16 protein-coding genes and 3 tRNA genes are annotated in these 16,832 nt (G+C 69.5%); 7 read left to right on the top strand and 12 right to left on the bottom strand.

Going from position 1 to position 16,832, the window contains the following annotated elements; all coding sequences use genetic code 11:
- Positions 1-15: 15 nt before the first annotated feature.
- The gene (locus tag K2F54_RS18320; protein WP_220607296.1) at positions 16-1,176 is read right to left on the bottom strand and encodes an Ig-like domain-containing protein; all 1,161 of its coding nucleotides are present in this window, start codon (positions 1,174-1,176) and stop codon (positions 16-18) included.
- 60 nt (positions 1,177-1,236) lie between these two features.
- Positions 1,237-2,436, bottom strand: a complete 1,200-nt coding sequence (locus K2F54_RS18315) for an Ig-like domain-containing protein (protein WP_220607295.1) — start codon at positions 2,434-2,436, stop codon at positions 1,237-1,239.
- A gap of 205 nt (positions 2,437-2,641) precedes the next feature.
- Here K2F54_RS18315 and K2F54_RS18310 point away from each other — a divergent pair, with 205 nt between their 5' ends.
- A complete protein-coding gene (locus tag K2F54_RS18310; RefSeq protein ID WP_255577296.1) occupies positions 2,642-3,238 on the top strand; it encodes an NUDIX hydrolase in 597 nt (198 codons plus the stop codon).
- Between the two features lie 17 nt (positions 3,239-3,255).
- Here the strand turns inward: K2F54_RS18310 and glsA are convergent, their stop codons facing one another.
- The 5 genes from glsA to K2F54_RS18285 all read right to left on the bottom strand — a co-directional run bounded on the left by glsA (position 3,256) and on the right by K2F54_RS18285 (position 6,795).
- The gene (gene glsA, locus K2F54_RS18305) at positions 3,256-4,194 is read right to left on the bottom strand and encodes a glutaminase A (RefSeq protein ID WP_220607294.1); all 939 of its coding nucleotides are present in this window, start codon (positions 4,192-4,194) and stop codon (positions 3,256-3,258) included.
- An 88-nt stretch (positions 4,195-4,282) separates the two neighbouring features.
- A tRNA-Arg gene (locus K2F54_RS18300) sits at positions 4,283-4,355 on the bottom strand.
- 44 nt (positions 4,356-4,399) lie between these two features.
- Entirely contained in the window at positions 4,400-4,816 is a 417-nt protein-coding gene (locus tag K2F54_RS18295; RefSeq protein ID WP_220607293.1) for an MmcQ/YjbR family DNA-binding protein, read from the bottom strand.
- 1 nt (position 4,817) lies between these two features.
- On the bottom strand, positions 4,818-6,203 hold the full coding sequence (locus K2F54_RS18290; protein ID WP_220607292.1) for an MFS transporter: 1,386 nt from the start codon (positions 6,201-6,203) through the stop codon (positions 4,818-4,820).
- Positions 6,204-6,207: 4 nt separating this feature from the next.
- On the bottom strand, positions 6,208-6,795 hold the full coding sequence (locus K2F54_RS18285; protein ID WP_220607291.1) for a nucleoside deaminase: 588 nt from the start codon (positions 6,793-6,795) through the stop codon (positions 6,208-6,210).
- A 185-nt stretch (positions 6,796-6,980) separates the two neighbouring features.
- Between K2F54_RS18285 and K2F54_RS18280 the strand changes: the two genes are divergently transcribed.
- Positions 6,981-7,718, top strand: a complete 738-nt coding sequence (locus tag K2F54_RS18280; RefSeq protein WP_304505860.1) for a flavodoxin family protein — start codon at positions 6,981-6,983, stop codon at positions 7,716-7,718.
- Between the two features lie 45 nt (positions 7,719-7,763).
- Positions 7,764-9,350: a carboxylesterase/lipase family protein gene (locus K2F54_RS18275; RefSeq protein WP_220607290.1), complete on the top strand. Its 1,587-nt coding sequence runs from the start codon at positions 7,764-7,766 to the stop codon at positions 9,348-9,350.
- 25 nt (positions 9,351-9,375) lie between these two features.
- On the opposite strand, the gene K2F54_RS18270 is transcribed toward K2F54_RS18275, so the two are convergent.
- Positions 9,376-9,837 carry a winged helix-turn-helix transcriptional regulator gene (locus K2F54_RS18270; protein WP_220607289.1) on the bottom strand — a complete coding sequence of 154 codons (462 nt, stop codon included), beginning with the start codon at positions 9,835-9,837 and terminating at the stop codon, positions 9,376-9,378.
- A 111-nt stretch (positions 9,838-9,948) separates the two neighbouring features.
- On the opposite strand from K2F54_RS18270, the gene K2F54_RS18265 reads away from it, so the two are divergent.
- From K2F54_RS18265 to K2F54_RS18255, 3 genes are all read left to right on the top strand, one after another.
- Entirely contained in the window at positions 9,949-10,803 is an 855-nt protein-coding gene (locus K2F54_RS18265) for an SDR family oxidoreductase (RefSeq protein ID WP_220607288.1), read from the top strand.
- 122 nt (positions 10,804-10,925) lie between these two features.
- Positions 10,926-11,423, top strand: coding sequence for an FBP domain-containing protein (locus K2F54_RS18260; protein ID WP_220607287.1), 498 nt, complete (start codon positions 10,926-10,928; stop codon positions 11,421-11,423).
- Positions 11,424-11,510: 87 nt separating this feature from the next.
- Complete coding sequence (locus K2F54_RS18255) at positions 11,511-13,280, top strand: putative bifunctional diguanylate cyclase/phosphodiesterase (RefSeq protein ID WP_220607286.1); 1,770 nt, start codon at positions 11,511-11,513, stop codon at positions 13,278-13,280.
- 15 nt (positions 13,281-13,295) lie between these two features.
- Here K2F54_RS18255 and K2F54_RS18250 read toward each other — a convergent pair whose 3' ends face one another.
- Entirely contained in the window at positions 13,296-13,802 is a 507-nt protein-coding gene (locus K2F54_RS18250; protein WP_220607285.1) for a metallophosphoesterase family protein, read from the bottom strand.
- Positions 13,803-13,855: 53 nt separating this feature from the next.
- Here K2F54_RS18250 and K2F54_RS18245 point away from each other — a divergent pair, with 53 nt between their 5' ends.
- Positions 13,856-14,845: a DUF389 domain-containing protein gene (locus K2F54_RS18245; RefSeq protein WP_220607284.1), complete on the top strand. Its 990-nt coding sequence runs from the start codon at positions 13,856-13,858 to the stop codon at positions 14,843-14,845.
- A gap of 68 nt (positions 14,846-14,913) precedes the next feature.
- Here the strand turns inward: K2F54_RS18245 and K2F54_RS18240 are convergent.
- From K2F54_RS18240 to K2F54_RS18230, 3 genes are all read right to left on the bottom strand, one after another.
- Positions 14,914-15,004, bottom strand: a tRNA-Ser gene (locus K2F54_RS18240).
- A gap of 101 nt (positions 15,005-15,105) precedes the next feature.
- Positions 15,106-16,362 carry an LCP family protein gene (locus K2F54_RS18235; RefSeq protein ID WP_220607283.1) on the bottom strand — a complete coding sequence of 419 codons (1,257 nt, stop codon included), beginning with the start codon at positions 16,360-16,362 and terminating at the stop codon, positions 15,106-15,108.
- Between the two features lie 42 nt (positions 16,363-16,404).
- Positions 16,405-16,489 (bottom strand) — tRNA-Ser (locus K2F54_RS18230).
- Positions 16,490-16,832 lie beyond the last annotated feature (343 nt).

Here is a 16,832-nt window from a genome sequence, read left to right as displayed (position 1 = left end):
GCGGAGAGCCGCGCCTCACTTCCGCACCGTCACGGTCACATTGCGGGTGAACGCGGCGGCGTGCGCCTTCGTACCCAGGTACTTGGCCTTGAGCACGTGCTCGCCGGCGGCGAGCCGGGAGTACGACATCGAGGCGTGGCCCCTGACCAGCGCGACCGGCTTGCCGACCTTGCGATTACCGTCGTAGAACTGAACCGACCCTGCGACCGCCCGGCCGCTGGCGCGGTCGTGGATCTCGGCGACCGCCCGAACGGCGCTGCCGGCCTTCACCCCGCTGCGCGGCCTGACGGTGAACGACCCGCCCACCGCCGCCGGTGCTGTGGGCGGCCGCGGTGTTGCAGTCGGTGTGGGCGTGCCGGTCGGTGTGGGCGTCACGGTCGGCGTTGACGTCGGCGTGGGCGCTCCGGTCACCGTGACCGACACCCGGGGCGAGGTCGACTCGACGTAGTAATAGTAGAAAAGCGGCTCGAACAGGGCGGTGATCGTGCGGGTACCCGCCCGCGAGAACGAGGTGGTGAGCGTGGCGTACAGGGTCTTGCCCGGCTTGGTCCCCCTGGTGACCTCGATCGGCTCGCCGAGCGGCTTGCCGTTCTCGAAGAAGGTGACGTAGCCGTTGGCGCCGATGGCGTCGAGCGCGCGGCCGGCGTCGTCGGTGGCATTGGCGGTCAGGGTGATCCTGCCGCCGACGCGCACGGGCCCCTGCGGACTGACGCTCAGTGTCGTCTTCGTCAGCGGCCCCGTGTTCACCGCGTAACGGATGACCTGGCTCGTGGCGGCGAAGTACGCGTCACCGGAGTACTCCACGGTGAAGCTCCTGGTGCCGGGCTCGGTGGGGTAGACCCAGGCCGAGAAGTATTCGAGAAGGAAGGGGTCGTCGGGGATCGTCGCCTCAGAGACCGGGTGCCCGGGCTCGTGGGAGATCACCCGGACCGAGCCGGTCGGTCTCCCCAGTTCGGGATCCACCGCGGACACCACGCCGGTGATCATGACGTCCTGCCCGGCGAAGGCGACCTCATCCGTCGTACCGGCGTTGATCTCCACCGCCGCCTTACCCGACGCGGCGAGCGCCGGCGGGGCGGCCGCGAACCCGACCAGTCCGACTGCCACCAGCACGGCAAGAGCTGCCCGCGCCCGCTCGCGCACGCTGTCGGGGAACGGCGGGTTGGGCTGCTGCACGATGAACCTCACTTCACTTCGGCGAAACCACGGGGTGGGGACGGGGCGGCAACCATCCGGCTACCTGCGTACCGTGACGGTCACATTGCGGGTGAACGCGGCAGCGTAGGCCTTCGTGCCCAGATAGCGTGCCTTGAGCACGTGCCGGCCGACCGAGAGCTTCTGGTAGCGAAGAGTGGCGTGTCCCTTGACCAGAGCGACCGGCGTGCCGACCTTGACGTTGCCGTCGTAGAACTGCACGAAACCGGTCACGGCCTTGCCTGTGGCTCGGGAATGGATCTCCGCCGTGGCCCGCACCGAGGAGCCCGGCGCGATGACGCTCCTGGGGGTGACGACGAAGGATCCGCCGACCGCTGCCGGCGCTGCCGGGGGTACAGCCGTTGCGGTGGGTTTCGGGGTAGCGGACGGCTTGGGCGTTGCGATGGGTTTGGGGGTTGTCGTCGGCGTGGCGGTCGCGGTGGGCTTCGGTGTCGGGTGCGGGGTGGGCTTGGCGGTCACGGTCAGTGTGAGCGGGGCCGAGGTGGACTCGACGTAGAACGGCAGACTCGGCTGGAACATCGCGGTGATGACGTGGGTGCCGGGGGTGCTGAACGTGGTCGATTGAGTGGCGTACAGAGTCTTGCCCGGGGTGGTCCCGCGGGTCACCTCGATCCACTCGCCGAACATCACCCCGTTGTTTAGGAACGCCACCGCCCCGCTGGCGCCGCCGAGCTCAAGAGTCCGACCGGCGTCATCCGTGGTGTTGGAGGTGAAGGTCACCTTTCGGCCCACCGTCACCGCGCCGGAGGGGCTCGCGGTCACCGTAGTTTGTGTGTTCGGCCCCGGCGGCACGTAGTACTCGAACACCTGGGAGGCGGGCGCGAACGTGGCGTCGCCGGAGTAGCGGACGGTGAACAGACGCACGCCCACCTGAGTGGGGTACGCCGATCCCCCAAAGAACCCGTCATCCTCCGGGTCGCCGGAGAGTTCCCAGTCCGATGAGGGGTGCCCCGGCTCCTGGGAGACGATCGTGACCGATCCGGTCGGCACACCCAGGGCCGGGTCGACGGCGCGGATATTTCCGTTGACCAAGGCCGGGGTGTCGGCGAAGTAGAAGTCCAGAGTGAACGCCGTGATCGCCACCGCGGCCGTGCCGGTCTTCGCGGCCGAAGCCGGGGGCGCGGTGCCCGCGCCGACGAGACCGAACGACAGCACCAGCGCGAGGGTCAGGACGGCCCGACTGCGCCAGCTGCGCGGGGAAGCAGGGGTGGGCAGGATCACGAGTGGACCTCGCTAACGCTTCGGTGGAGCCGGAGGTGCGGCCGGTCGCTCGGGCGGCAACCCCGCCCACTGGCTGCCATCGTGACTGTCGCGCACAGTATCCCGATCGGGCCCGCAGCAATAGTTGCCCGTGCGGACAACTGCGTCCGGTGCGCCGGGCGCACCTGTCCGCACGGGGCACAGTTGCCGGCGGCTACCCTCGACTATGGCCTCTGATCCACACCCCGCTCCCCCGGCGGGCACTGCCGCCGCCGACCTGACCGACCGACTGCGGCAGTGGATGCCTCTGCGCGACTCTCAGGCGACGCTACGGGACGACTATCTCGGCTTCGTCACCGACGCCCCGCAGGCAGCGCTGGAGCGCGACGGCGGCCCTGAGCACGTGACCGGGAGTTGCTTCGTCTTCACCGCCGACCTCACTCGGGTGCTGCTCTGCTTCCACCGGAAGGGCCAGTTCTGGGTGCAGCTGGGCGGGCATGTCGAGCCGACCGATTGGTCGGTTGCCGACGCCGCCTACCGGGAGGCCAGGGAAGAGTGCGGCATAGACGATCTCGCCCCCCTCGGCACGGGCATCCTCGACGTGGACCGGCACGCCCTGGGCGGCGGATTTCGCTGCAGCGCGCACTGGGACGTGGGCTTCGCCGCTATCGCCCGCGCGGATGCGGCGCCGGTGGCGAGCGCCGAAAGCGACGACGTGGCGTGGTGGCCGGTGGCGGCCCTACCCGAGAACGTTCCGCCGCACTTCGGTCGGCGCCTGGCCGGGGTACTCGCCGAACTCGCGCACCAGCAGCGGCAGCCCTAACGCCGGTGCCGCCGGCGTCAGCCCTGCGTCGACCCGAAGGCGTGCAGGTCGAGGTCCACGCTGAGGTGATCGCTCGCGACGCAGCCGCGCACGCTGGTGCCCTGCTCGTCCAGCGGCGGGCTGATCACGGCTGCGCCGAGCCGGCCGGGCACGGCGAGTACGATGGCGCCGGAGACGCTGGACTTCGCCGGAACACCCACGCTCTGCATCCACCGCCCCGAGCCGTCGTACACTCCGCAGGTGGCCATGACCGACACCACATCGCGGGCGACCGATGACGGCACCACCCGCTCGCCCGTGACGGGATTCACGCCGCCGCAGGCCAGGGTGGCGCCCATGACCGCGAGCGCCTCGGCATCCACCAGCACGGCGCACGCCCTGGCGTACACGGCCACGGCGTCGTCGGCGGAGACCCGGAGGGTGCCCTCTGAGCGCATCAGGTGCGCGAGGGCGTGATTGCGGTCGCCGAGGAGGTGCTCGGCGCGGGCGACGTCCTCGTCCACCTCGAGCTTTCGTCCCGCGAAGGCCGACAGGCCTCGCAGGATGCGCTCGTTGCGGCCGTCGACATCGCCGCCGTCGACCAGGGACGCGGTGAGCAGCGCCCCGGCGTTGACCATCGGGTTCGGCGGCCGGCCGGTGCCGCTCTCGAGCTTGAGGGCGTCGAAGGCCTCCCCGGTCGGTTCGATGCCGATCCGATCGAGCGCGGCGCCGTCGGTGTCGACCAGGGCCAGGGCGAAGAGGAACGGCTTGACGGCCGACTGCACGCTGAAGGGCACATCCGCCTGCGCACTGCTGCGCACGGTGCCGTCCGGCAGCACGAGGGCGATCGCGCAGAGAGCGGGGTCCGCCTCGGCGAGTTGGGGGATGCTGTCATCGACCGCTCCCCCGTTCTCGGAGAGCACCCGCTCCCGGAGCGCGTCGAGGTCGTACGTCCGGGCGTCAGGGGAGCGACTCATCCGCCCATCCTGTCACGGCCGAGACCCGACCCCGGAAACGACGAAAGCGGCCCACCTGAGTGAGCCGCTTTCAACCTGTTTTATCCTGTGCGCCCGAAGGGATTCGAACCCCCAACCTTCTGATCCGTAGTCAGATGCTCTATCCGTTGAGCTACGGGCGCAGTGGTGACTTCTGCAGCGTAAACGCTCGAAGACAACTTGAAAACTATAGCAGCTTTTCTGACCCGCCCCGTGCCGAATCGGCTCGTCGGCTCTGTAATTGCACCAGTTGCCGCTTGAGCGCGACCTGACGGTACGACGTTTCCGCGAGCTCGGCCAGCTCGACCCAGTCGGTGTTTGGCGAGTCGAAGTCGATCGCGAGCCACCCGGCGGGCCCGTAATACGGCGGGATGAAGAAGCGATCGTCCTGCACGAGGGCCCGCCTCTCCTCCGGGTCGGGCTTGAACACCATGCTGTGCGGGCGATCCATGCTCGCACCGGCCGTGACGAAGATCCTCTTGCCGGCGCGGAAGGTGGGGCGGCCCCAGGCGAGCACTTCCACGGCTTCCGGCAGGGCCAGGCAGACGGCGCGCAGCCGGTCAAGCGCCGCATCCGGTTCGTCAAAGACGAGGGGATGCTGCATGTCAGGCCGCCTCTCCTCTGGCCGCGGCCGGCGCATCCGTGCCCTGCACGACCGTGCGGATGCCCAGCCAGGAGACGATGCCGCCGGCGAACATCAGTGCGGCGACGACCACCATAGCGCGCTGGAAACCGGCGACATCAAGGGTGGATCCGACGATGGTGCCGGTCATGGCGATGGCCACGAGGCCGGCCACGCGGGCGACGGCGTTGTTGACCGCGGAACCGATCCCGGCCTGGCCGGCCTGGATCGAGCCGAGCACCGCAGAGGTGAGCGGCGCCACCGTGATCGCCAGGCCGAGCCCGACCAGCACGATGCCGGGCAGCACCTGCCACCAGAAGTCGATCGGCGGCACCGCGGTGACCAGCAGCAGGAACCCTCCTCCGGCCACGATCGGGCCGACGGTCATGAAGAGTCTGGGCCCGTACCGGCCGGCGAGAGTGCCGAACAGGGTCGCGAACAGGATCATCATCACGGTCGCCGGGATGCCGGCGAGGCCGGCCAGGGTGGCCGAGAAGCCACCGACCTGCTGCAGGTAGAGGGCGAAGAGGAAGAAGCCGAGGTTGAGGGCGGCGTAAATGCCGACGGTGGCGATGTTGCCGACGGCGAAGTTCCGCACCCGGAACAGCCCGAGCGGCATCATCGGCTGCGGCGCCCTGGCCTCCCACCAGAGGAAGGCGGCGAAGGAGGCGAGCCCGATCAGCATCGGCAGGTAGACGACCGGGCTGGCCCAACCGAACCGGCCCTGCTCGATGAGCGCGAAGACCGGCCCGCCCAGGCCCACCACCGCCAGCACGGCGCCGAGCACGTCCACGCGGGCCCCGGCGGCGGGGCGGGTCGGCTCGTCGACCCGACGCAGCAGGAACAGGGTGAGGGCGATCGGGATCACGTTGATGAAGAAGACCAGCCGCCAGCTCGACGCATCCACCAGGATGCCGCCCAGCAGCGGCCCGGCGATGCCGGCCACCCCGGTCCAGCCGGTCCACGCGCCGATGGCCTTGCCCTGCGCGACCCCGCTGAACCTCGACGTGATCAGCGCCAGCGAGCTGGGCACCAGGAGCGCCGCGGCCACCCCCTGCAGCAGCCGGGCGATCACCAACACCACCCCGGTGGGCGCCAGGCCGCAGGCCAGCGAGGTGATTCCGAACCAGATCAGCCCGACCCGCAACACCCGCACCCGGCCGAAGGTATCCGAGAGCGAACCGGCGACCAGGATGAGCGCGCCCAGGCTGAGCAGATAGCCGTCGACCACCCACTGCTGCAGGGCGAGCCCGCCGCCGAGCTCCCGGGAAATCGCCGGCAGCGCCACGTTGATGATCGAGCCGTCCAGGAACGCCACGAACGACGCGAGGATGGCGACAACGAGGATGCGGCGCTGGCTGGGGGTCATCCCCTCAGTCAACCCCACCGCGGGCGTTGTAGACCAGCACATCGGCCTCGCCGTATTCGCGGAAGACCCTCAACGCCTCGTCCCGGCCGACGTCCTGCACCACCGTGATGCCGCGGGCCTCGAACTGTTCGGCCCAGTCCTCGCGCATCGGGCCCTCGTCGAACCCGGTGAGCGCCTCGAGTTCCGCACCGGAGCCGGCCACGACCAGTCGCCGGACTCCCGACCACATGGTGGCCCCGTAACACATCACGCACGGGCGCCAGTTGACCACGAGTTCCAGTGGCCTGGCCGGGTCGGCGCCCAGGTCCCAGGAACCGACCGCCCGCTGAGCCAGGCCCAGGGCCATGATCTCGGCGTGCGCTCCGGCGATGCCGGAAGAGAGCACCACGTTCACGCCGACGGAGACGAGCTCGCCGGTGACGGCGTCGACGACGATCGCGGCGAACGGGCCACCGTTGCCCTCGCGGTAGTTGCGGTCGGCGAGTGAGTTCACCAGCGCCATCCGCTCGTCGAGGGTCGCCAGGGTGAGCGGCAGGCCCGGGATCAGCTCGGTGAGCCACGGCGGCAGGGTCAGGGTGAAGTCGGTCTCCATGGGAGCCTTCCGGTCGGTGGCGCCGCACCACGCGGCCGCCGAGATCCACCAGCGTACGAGGCCGATGTTTCGGGCAGGTTAGCGGCCCCGTTCCGGTCGATGGTCTCCTGCGGGCGGCAGGTGCACACCGTGGTGGCGGCCGGAGTGGCCTAGACGGTGTCGGGGGCCGGTGCTTGACTGACCCCATGGCGCACAGCACGCGGAACACCCAGGCCTCGTTCGAGTACCACGGCCTGCGCGCCCTCTTCATCAACTGCACCCTCAAGCGCAGCCCGGAGACCAGCAACACCGAGGGCATCATCACCCTCAGCGCGCGCCTCATGCGCGAGCAGGGCGTGCACGTCGAGGTGCTCCGGGCCATCGATCACGACATCGCCACCGGGGTGTACCCCGACATGACCGAGCACGGTTGGGCCACGGATGCCTGGCCGGCGCTGTTCGACAAGGTCGCCGCCGCCGACATCCTGGTGCTCGGCGGTCCGATCTGGCTCGGCGACAACAGCTCGGTCACCAAGCGTGTCATCGAGCGGCTGTACGCCATGTCGGGCGAGTACAACGACAAGGGCCAGTACGTGTACTACGGCAAGGTGGGCGGCGCCATCATCACCGGCAACGAAGACGGCGTGAAACACTGCGCCGCGAACATCCTTTACAGCCTGCAGCACATCGGCTATACGATCCCGCCCGCCGCCGACGCCGGCTGGATCGGCGAGATCGGACCGGGGCCGAGTTACCTCGATGCCGGCTCCGGCGGCCCGCAGAACGAGTTCACCAACCGCAACACCACCTTCATGACCTGGAACCTCATGCACCTCGCGGCGATCCTCAAGGCCAACAGGGGCATCCCCGCCTACGGCAACCTTCGGCAGGAGTGGGACGCCGGCGAGAGGTTCGGGTTCGAACCGAACCCGGAGCATCGGTAGGAAGAGTCAAGCCCCGGGACCAGGACGGGGCGGGAGGGAAACCCCATGTTCCGCCCGCTACAGACCATTCCGGCGCACCCACCCGCATCCGCGGGACGCACCTGGCCCCTCGAGGTGCGGGTCACGGGTGGTCTGCTGCGCGGCAGTCGCCCGAACGAGGGTGTGCAGTCCTGGCGCGGAATTCCCTACGCCGCTCCGCCGGTCGGGTCGCTGCGGTTCCGCGCGCCGCGTCCGGTGCTCCCCTGGGCGGGGGTGCGGGATGCCACCGCATACGGCCCCGTCGCCCCACAGGACCGGGGCACCCAGTTCAAGGGGGTCGACCGGCGTACCCGGATGGGCGAGGACTGTCTCACCCTCAACGTGCAGCGCCCCGCCGCAGAGTCTGACGTCACCGACCTGCCGGTGATGGTGTTCTTTCATGGCGGCGGGTACGCCGCCGGCTCATCGCAGGATTTCACGGAACGCAGCCAGGCCATCGTTCGCTCCGGCCGGGCCATCTATGTCGCACCCAACTACCGGTTGGGCGCCCTGGGCTACCTCGACTTCCGCCGGTTCAGCACGCGCACCCGCCCGTTCGAGTGCAATCTCGGGTTGCGCGATCAGGTTGCCGCCCTGCGCTGGGTGCGCGCCAACATCCGCTCGTTCGGCGGCGACCCAGACAACGTCACCGTGATCGGGGAGTCAGCGGGCGGCAACGCCGTGGTGACGTTGCTCGCCACACCCGCCGCCACCGGGCTGTTCGCCAGGGCCATCGCCCAGAGCCCGCCGTCGAACGCCGCGTATTCGTCCGAGCTGGCCGGCCGGTGGGCCACCGAGTTCGTCGAGGTGCTGCGCCAGGCACGGCCGCCGGAGCTGGCCGGCGGGCGCCGGCCGGCGGCGGAACTGCTGGACACCGCGACCTGGCCGGCGCTGGTCCGGGCCGCCCTCGTGCTGCAACGCCGCACGCCGGATGTCGACCCCGGCACGTTCTGCATGGCTCCCGTCGTGGACGGTGACGTGCTGCCGGAGCGCCCCCTGGACGCCTTCCGGCACGGACACGCCCACCCGGTGCCGCTGATCATCGGCACCAACGACCGGGAGGGTTCGTTGTTCCGTGGTCGGATCGACATCCTGCCGCGGTCGATCGGACGCATCCAGTCGCTCTTCGACGACGCCCCGCCGCACTCGCACGAGGGGATGCGGGAGGTGTACTCCGCTCTGCCGGCCCTGCGCGCCGAAGTCGACTTCGGCGGCGACTACGCATTCTGGTTTCCCAGCGTTCAGGTCGCCGAGCTGCACTCCCGGTCGGCGCCGGTCTACCTGTATCGTTTCGACCTGGCGCCCCGCCTGCTGCGGGTGCTCGGCTACGACGCCACCCACGGGCTCGAACTGCTCGCCCTCTCCACGTCGGCCACAGACCGTCGGTTGCGCAGGCTGACGGCGTTGGGCGGCCGGGAGAGTTTTGTGCGCACGGGTGACCGGATGCGGGCGCACTGGCTGCGCTTCGCCGCCACCGGCCAGACCGGGCCGGACTGGCCCGCCTACACCGAGGGCGAGCGACTCACCCTGATCTTCGACGAGGTCGACCGGGTCGAGTCCGATCCCCGCGGCGAGCGCCGGATGGCCTGGCTGGCGTTCCTGCCCGACCTGTGACCGGTCGCCGGCGTCATACCGGGATTCAGCGCCCGCCGACGATGTCACCGGCGTTCACGCCCACCCACCGCACCAGCGGCAGCAGATGTACAGCCAGTTCGTGGCCGCGGGGGGTGAGGCTGTAATCCACCCGGGGTGGGATGGTGGGCTGGGCGTCCCGGTGCACCAGGCCGTCGGCCTCGAGGATGCGCAGAGTCTGCGCGAGCATCTTCTCGCTGATGCCCTCGATGCCGCGCCGTAGTTCGCCCCAGCGCAGGCCGGTTTCCGCCAGGGCCACGATCACGAGCACACCCCACTTGCTGGTGACGTGGTCGAGCACCACCCGGCTGGCGCAGCCCGCGGCGAAGACGTTCGGTGCCGGTGTTTCGTGCCCGCCAGGTGCTGGATCGCCGACCAGCCGGGCGAGCCGGTCGCGCACGGCGCCACTCGCAGTACTCGCAGTACTCGTAGTGGGCGGGACGTCGGGGCGGACCAAGGCGGTGGACATGGTTAGTAGCTTACCAAAAGGTGGGTACCTGCGTGCGGGAAGTATTGGTCACCGTCCGGGGTTACACCTCCCAGAAGGCGCGCACACGGCGGGCCGCGAAGGGAACACCCCATGTCTATCGTCGTCACCGGAGCCACCGGCCAGCTCGGCCGCCTCATCGTCGAACACCTGATCAGCCGCGGCGTCGCGCCGGCCGAGATCACCGCGGTGGGCCGCAACGCCGAGCGCCTGGCCGACTTGGCCACGGCGGGCGTGGGCACCGCTGTCGCGGACTACTCCGATTCGGCCAGCCTGGCCGCCGCGTTCGCCGGGGCCGACGTGGTGATGCTCGTCTCTGGCAGCGAAGTGGGTCAGCGCGTGGCGCAGCACAGCAACGCCATCACCGCCGCCGTCGCCGCGGGCGTGAACCGGATCGTCTACACCAGCGCCCCGAAGGCGGACACCTCCGCACTGATCCTCGCCCCTGAGCACAAGGCCACCGAAGAGGCCCTGCGGGAGTCCGGCGTCGCCTTCACGATCCTTCGCAACGGCTGGTACACCGAGAACTACGCGGCTGCGGTGCAGCAGGCCAGGGAGACGGGCGTCTACCTCACCAGCTCAGGCGACGGCCGGGTGGCCAGCGCCTCCCGCACCGACTATGCCGAGGCCGCCGCCGTGGTGCTCACCACCCCCGGCCACGAGAACGCCGTCTACGAGTTGGCCGGCGATGTCGCCTGGACCGGCGACGACATGGCCGCCGCGCTCACCGAGGTCGTCGGCCGCCCTGTCGTCTTCACCGCCGTCTCGCCGGAGGAGCACACCGCGATCCTCACCGGCGCCGGCCTGGACGGCGGCACCGTGGGCTTCGTCGTGGCCCTGGACGGCAACACCCGCGACGGACTGCTCGCCGGCGGGTCGAGCGACCTGACCGCCCTGATCGGCCGCCCCACCACCCCGCTGTTGGACGGGCTGCGGGCGGTCGCGTAACCCCGCCAGGCGTTACCACCGCACCTGAGCGCATCCGCCCCCGGCCCGTCACGTGCCGGGGGCGGTGCCATTGAGCCCGTTGGAGGCCTCGACTACGCTGACGGAATATCGCGAGGGAGATCATGAAGCCACTGTCTGCGACCGAGATCCGGGCGTCCATCGTGAACGCCACCACCGACGAGATCGCCCGGATGCCGCTGCCCGGGTTGCACGAAACCATCTGGAACGAGCGTGAGTACCTGGGCTGGCGCGACCCGCAGTCCCCGCAGCGCGGCTACATCGTCTTCTGGCGGGACGATGCGCCGCTGGGCATGGTGCTGCGCGCCGCGACCCGCGGAAGCACCCGATCGATGTCGGCCTTCTGCTCGCTGTGCCGTACCCAGCAGCCGGCGCACCAGGTGAGCCTGTTCAGCGTGGCCAAGGCCGGCCAAGCGGGCCGAGACGGCAACACCGTCGGCACCTACATCTGCTCCGACCTGGCCTGCTCCACGCTCATCCGCATCCTGCCGCCGCCGTCGCAGATGCAGCCCAACCCCGCCGAGATGGTCGCCTCCCGCGGCGCCGGCCTTCTCGCCAGACTCGAGGGGTTCACGAACGAGGTGCTCAAACCCGTCGAATGACCGTGTGTCACGTTCTGCGGGGTCGCGGGAGTAGATTGGGCGGACCCGGTGATGACGCCGACAACTTGTGGGGCAGGGGGTGGGGGCATGGCGCACTCTGCGCAGCGCCTCGGCGTGGCCTATCGCCCCAGCCTCTTCAATTCGGCCTCCTCGGCGGGCGTGCTGCTCAGCGTCGCCCAGGTCGGTCTCGGTCTGCCCTTGGTGCTGTACGCGGGGTACGGGGCGCTCCAGGGCGATGAGCCCAACGGTGTGCTACTGCTCGCGGGTACCGCCCTGCTGGTCAGCGGGGCGGTCTCGGCGTTCTTCCGCCGACGGATGCGTCTTCCGCTGCGCCATCTGCTGCTGTGCTGGATGGGAGCCGTGGGCGTGCTCTGCCAGGCGGCGACGGGCAGCCAGGCGGTCACCTTCACCTTCGCCTGGACCCCTGGCCTCCTGGCGCTGATCGCTTTCGCCGTGGTTCCGGCGGCCCAGTCGGTGTTCTACCCGCTCGTTTTCATCCCGCTCGCGCTCATCACCCTCGCGGTGCACCCCGCTTCGAACCCGGCGGATGTCGCCATGTCGGCGCTCCTCATGCTGGCAACCGGTCTGGGACTCACCTGGTTCGCCCGCAGCGCCGTCCTGGCGGAGACCGACGAACTCACCGGCATCCATAATTTCGCCGGCTTCGAGCAGGTGCTCTCCGCCGCGATGCGCGATACCGCGCCGACCGAGCCGATGTCGTTGGTTCGCCTGGACATCAACGAGTTCGCCCTCATCAATCGGCGCGACGGACTGGCCGGCGGTGACGCCGCCATGGTGGCCTTCGTCGCCGGCGTCTGCGCCGCCCTGCCCGGCTCGGCGACGATGGCCCGGATGGAGGGGGACGCATTCGCTATCCTCCTGCCCGGGCACACGGCGGCTCAGGCCCGGCGGCTGCTCGAGCGGGTGCAGGCGTCGGTGGTGGGGTTCTCGGCCGGCATCGCCGCGAGGGAGGGTGCGGAGTCCCAGAGCGAGTTCTTCGGCCGGGCAGGGAAGGCCCTGTTCGAGGCGCAGCGGGTCGGCCGCGGCAAGGTCATCACCCACGGCGGCTACTACGCTTCGCCGGCCGCCGTGCGGGATGGCCTGCGCAACGGCGAGTTCTTCCTGCACTTCCAACCCGTCGTCGACCTCGCCACCGGCATCGCCGTCGGCGCGGAGGCGCTGGTGCGCTGGCAACACCCCACCAGGGGCCTGGTGTCTCCCGCCGAGTTCATCCCGCTCTGCGAGTCCAGCGGTTCGATTCAGGTGCTCGGCCGCTGGGTTGTGCACGAATCGATCGCCGCTGCCGCCGAGTGGCGCAGACGGCGCCGCTGGGACCGAGAGCCGGTGAGCGTGTCGATCAACGCCTCCGCCCGCGAACTGGCCTCTGTGGGCTACAGCGACTACGTGCTTGGCGAGTGCGCCGCGGTGGGATTCCCGCCGGCTCTCGTGCGAATCGAGGTCACCGAGACCGACTTCGGCACCGACTCCGGTGACGTACGCGACAACATCCGGAAACTGCGCGCCGCCGGCGTGCGGATGTCGATGGATGATTTCGGCACCGGGCACTCGAGCCTCTCCAGGCTCACCGAGATCGACCTCGACGTCATCAAGATCGACCGGTCGTTCGTCTCCACGATCGACGCCGAGCACGACTCCCCCGTGGCCGACCTGACCATCAAGATGGCGATGTCACTCGGCCTCGACGTCATCGCCGAGGGCGTGGAGACCGAGACCCAGGCGCAGTGGCTGCGTGACCGGGGCTGCCAGTACGCGCAGGGCTACCTGTACTCGCGGCCAGTACCCTCCGACGACTTCGTCGAGGGCGTCCTGAACCTGCGCACCAGCAACCGGCCGTAGTCGTCCGGTCGGGTCCTACTCCCGCTCGACGGCAACCAGGGTGACCTCGGCAAGCCGGCCGGCGTCGGCGACAGCGGTCAGGTAGGTGTGCTTCGGCTGACGCCGCCGGTCGGTCGGCGATCCGGGGTTGAGCAGTCTGAGGCCGCCGGCCGTCACTGTGTCCCAGGGAATGTGGCTGTGCCCGAACACGAGCACATCGGTGTCGGTGAAGGCCGCGTCCATCCGTTTTTCGCGCCCGGCGGCTGCCCCGGTCTCGTGCACCATGGCGAACCGGATGCCCTCGATGGTGACCCTGTTGATCTCCGGCAGCACCGCGCGAAGGGGCGGTCCGTCGTTGTTGCCGTACACACCCACCAGGCGCCTGGCGCGCGCGGCGAGATCGTCGTACAGGGCGATGTCGACCCAGTCACCGGCGTGCAACACGATGTCGGCCTCGTCCACTGCCCGCCAGACCTGGTCGGGCAGGCGCCTGGCCCGCAGCGGAACGTGGGTGTCGGAGATCAGCAGCAGTCTGGTGGGCATGCTCCATTCTGGACCGGCTACCCAGGCGCATCGACCGGGGCTAGGTTCGCAGCGTGGCAGACAGATTCAATACCGCCGCCGATATGCGGGATGCCGTCTTCTTCGACGGACCGTCCTCCGGGGCGCGGTATTCCCGGTTCTGGCTGTTGCTGGTACTGGCCTCGATCATCGCCTCGGCGGGGATCGTCGGCGACTCCACCGCCACGGTCATCGGCGCCATGATCGTCGCGCCCCTGATGACGCCGATCCTCGGCACCATGCTCGCAACCGTGGTGGGCGACCGGGCAAATCTCGGCAGGTCACTGCTGCTCGTGCTGGGCGGCGCCGCCGCGGCCGTCCTGATCGGATTCGCGGTGGGGCTGCTCGTGCAGACCGCGGTGCTGGCCGGAACCAACGCTCAGGTCGCCGCCAGGGTCAGCCCCCGGCTGATCGACCTGCTGGCCGCCCTGGGCACCGGAGTGGTCGGTTCGGTGGCGCTCGTGCGCCGGGACATCTCCGACACCCTGCCAGGCGTGGCGATCGCGATCTCCCTGGTTCCGCCGCTCAGCGTGGCCGGCCTGGTGCTGGAATCCGGGTCGGTGGCCCAGTTTCTGGGCGCCCTTCTGCTCTTCGTCACCAACGTCGTCGCCATCCTGGGCACCGGCATCGTGGTGATGTCGGTCTACGGCGTCAGCCGGCTCTCCCGCCGGAGAGTCCCCGGCGACAGCTCCACACCGGGTCTTCTGGCCCCGGTGGTCCTGCTCTCGGCGATGCTCGTACTGATCGGGGTGCCGCTCACCCTCACCAGTGTGGACATCACGGCGCAGAGCAACCTGGAGGGCGCGGTGCAGGCGGTGGGGCAGGACTGGGCCGACGGGGTCGGCTGGTCGGTTACCGGTGTGTCGACGCAGGGCGACGAGGTGCTCCTGCGCGTGCAGGGAACCCCTCCCCTGCCAGGAACCGACGACCTGGAGGCCGCCCTGGCCGAGGCCGGCATCGACCCGGACCGGGTCACCCTGGATCTCACGCCGGTCAATGTGGTGAGGCTCACAGGGCGCCCGTGAAGGCAGCATCCGCTCGCAGCGCGCAAAAAACCCGCCTGATCAGCTGATCAGGCGGGTTTTGAGAAGTGCGGAGACGGAGGGATTTGAACCCTCGGTGCCCCGTGAGGGGCACTCCACCTTAGCAGGGTGGTGCACTAAGCCGGGCTATGCGACGTCTCCCGAGCGAGAGCTTTCGCAAACGCACATCCACCATACTAACCGCACCGCGGCATCCGTTTGCACATCGGGCCGACGGATGCCGCGTGCAGCGGTGCGGCTGGCTACTGGTCTTCGACCGGGCGACCGGACGAGCAGGTGAACTCGGCCGCGTTCTGGCCGTAGACGTTGCTGGCCTGGGTGCCGGGAACCTCCTCGACGGGGACTTCCTCGACCGGGGCATTCGGATCGACGGGAGCCTCGGTGGCGGGGGCGTTCGGGTCTGACTGGGAGAGGAACGGCGCATCGGCGGAATCCAGCTGCGGCGGCAGGTCGGCCTCGATGGTGCTGATCAGCGTCTCTGCTGCCACCTCGTCGACCTCCAGCCCGCCGTCGACGTTGTAGACCGGGTACTGCACGAAGACCACGTTCTCCAGCGGGATGTCCTTGAGCGCCATCGCGATGGAGACCATGGTGTCAGGGCTCTGCATCGAGTTCGACAGCTCCATGTTGTCCACGGCGGCCTTGGCGATGGAGTACAGCTTGAACGGGTCGCCGAGGGTCTCGGCGCTCTTCAGCGTGCGGACGAGCGAGGAGAGGAAGACCTGCTGGTTGCTGATGCGGCCCAGGTCGCTGCCGTCACCGACGCCGTAGCGGGTACGCAGGAACTGCAGCGCCTCGAGGCCCTTGAGCTCCTGCTCGCCGGCGGCGAGGTTGAGGTCGGTCTTGGGGTCGACGATGGGCTCTGCGATGCACACGGGCACGCCGCCGACGGCCTCTGACATGGCCGCGACACCGTTGAACTGGATGAGTGCGGCGTACTGGATGGGCAGGCCGGTGAGTTCCGTCACGGTCGCGGCCGTGCACGACAGTCCGCCGTAGTTCAGGGTGGTGTTGATCTTCTGGCTGCTCATGGCGCTGTAGGTCTCGCCGTCGGGGCCGACGCACTCCGGGATGGGCACGAAGGTGTCACGGGGGAAGCTGACCACGGTGGCGCTGCTGTGGTCCTCGGCGATGTGCATGAGCATCGTGACGTCGTTGAGGACGGCGGTCTCCTCCTCGGGGTCGCCGTAGCCGTCGCCCTGGCCGGCGCGGCTGTCACTGCCGACGAGCAGGAGGTTCGCGCCGCCGTCGATCGATCCGATCGACGGGATGGCGCCCTCGGTCTCGCTGGGCAGTTCGATGCCGGGCTTGATGCTCGCGGCCACGTTGAGGGTGGCGAGGGCCGCGACGGACACGCCGCTGACCATGACCACGGCGAGCGCGGCGGCGAGGACCTTGGCGACGTTGGCGAATGCGTTGGAGCGCTTGAGCCGGCCGTGTCGGGCGATTGGGCTGATCTGCTTCGATCGCTTCGAGCGGGGGCGCAATTGGTCGCTCACGCAGGTCCTTTCGTCGTTATGCAGGTACAGCGCCTCTCAGCGCGGAGGGCGTGGGATTCGAACCCACGAGACATTTCTGCCCACCAGTTTTCAAGACTGGCTCCATCGGCCGCTCGGACAGCCCTCCCGTGTTCGACGCTGGGCCGTCCCGTGACAGGCAGGATCCAACTTCGAACTGCGCCCGATCTTAGCCGATCACGGAATGTGCAGCCTGACACGGCTATCTGGCAAGGTGCTGCACGACCCGGCGGGCGGTTTGCGAGAGGCTGCTCAGGACCCCGGTCAGGACCACGGGCGCGACCACGGGCGCCACCTGTCCCCACCCAACCTCGCCGCGGCCGCACCCGTTCCTTGCATAACTCCTGCAATTCTCGAAGCGGGCGGTCCAGGCATCTGCGGTGACCCGGTGATTCCGGACAGTCCATATGAGATTTGATTGGATTGTTGTTATGGCACATCGAAAGTACGGG

This window comes from Cryobacterium inferilacus (assembly GCF_019599185.1).
GTDB lineage: Bacteria > Actinomycetota > Actinomycetes > Actinomycetales > Microbacteriaceae > Cryobacterium > Cryobacterium inferilacus.
The sequence above is the reverse complement of the archived record's forward strand: the minus strand, read 5'-3'. Positions and strand labels throughout refer to the sequence as shown.

What these genes read in the sequence shown, in the direction of transcription:
- K2F54_RS18260 (WP_220607287.1), top strand. Translation starts at nt 10,926, where the DNA reads ATGAAGCCACTGTCTGCGACCGAGATCCGGGCGTCCATCGTGAACGCC.
- K2F54_RS18285 (WP_220607291.1), bottom strand. Translation starts at nt 6,795, where the DNA reads ATGGAGACCGACTTCACCCTGACCCTGCCGCCGTGGCTCACCGAGCTG.
- K2F54_RS18295 (WP_220607293.1), bottom strand. Translation starts at nt 4,816, where the DNA reads ATGCAGCATCCCCTCGTCTTTGACGAACCGGATGCGGCGCTTGACCGG.
- glsA (WP_220607294.1), bottom strand. Translation starts at nt 4,194, where the DNA reads ATGAGTCGCTCCCCTGACGCCCGGACGTACGACCTCGACGCGCTCCGG.
- K2F54_RS18270 (WP_220607289.1), bottom strand. Translation starts at nt 9,837, where the DNA reads ATGTCCACCGCCTTGGTCCGCCCCGACGTCCCGCCCACTACGAGTACT.
- K2F54_RS18310 (WP_255577296.1), top strand. Translation starts at nt 2,642, where the DNA reads ATGGCCTCTGATCCACACCCCGCTCCCCCGGCGGGCACTGCCGCCGCC.
- K2F54_RS18255 (WP_220607286.1), top strand. Translation starts at nt 11,511, where the DNA reads ATGGCGCACTCTGCGCAGCGCCTCGGCGTGGCCTATCGCCCCAGCCTC.
- K2F54_RS18290 (WP_220607292.1), bottom strand. Translation starts at nt 6,203, where the DNA reads ATGACCCCCAGCCAGCGCCGCATCCTCGTTGTCGCCATCCTCGCGTCG.
- K2F54_RS18250 (WP_220607285.1), bottom strand. Translation starts at nt 13,802, where the DNA reads ATGCCCACCAGACTGCTGCTGATCTCCGACACCCACGTTCCGCTGCGG.
- K2F54_RS18265 (WP_220607288.1), top strand. Translation starts at nt 9,949, where the DNA reads ATGTCTATCGTCGTCACCGGAGCCACCGGCCAGCTCGGCCGCCTCATC.
- K2F54_RS18275 (WP_220607290.1), top strand. Translation starts at nt 7,764, where the DNA reads ATGTTCCGCCCGCTACAGACCATTCCGGCGCACCCACCCGCATCCGCG.
- K2F54_RS18280 (WP_304505860.1), top strand. Translation starts at nt 6,981, where the DNA reads ATGGCGCACAGCACGCGGAACACCCAGGCCTCGTTCGAGTACCACGGC.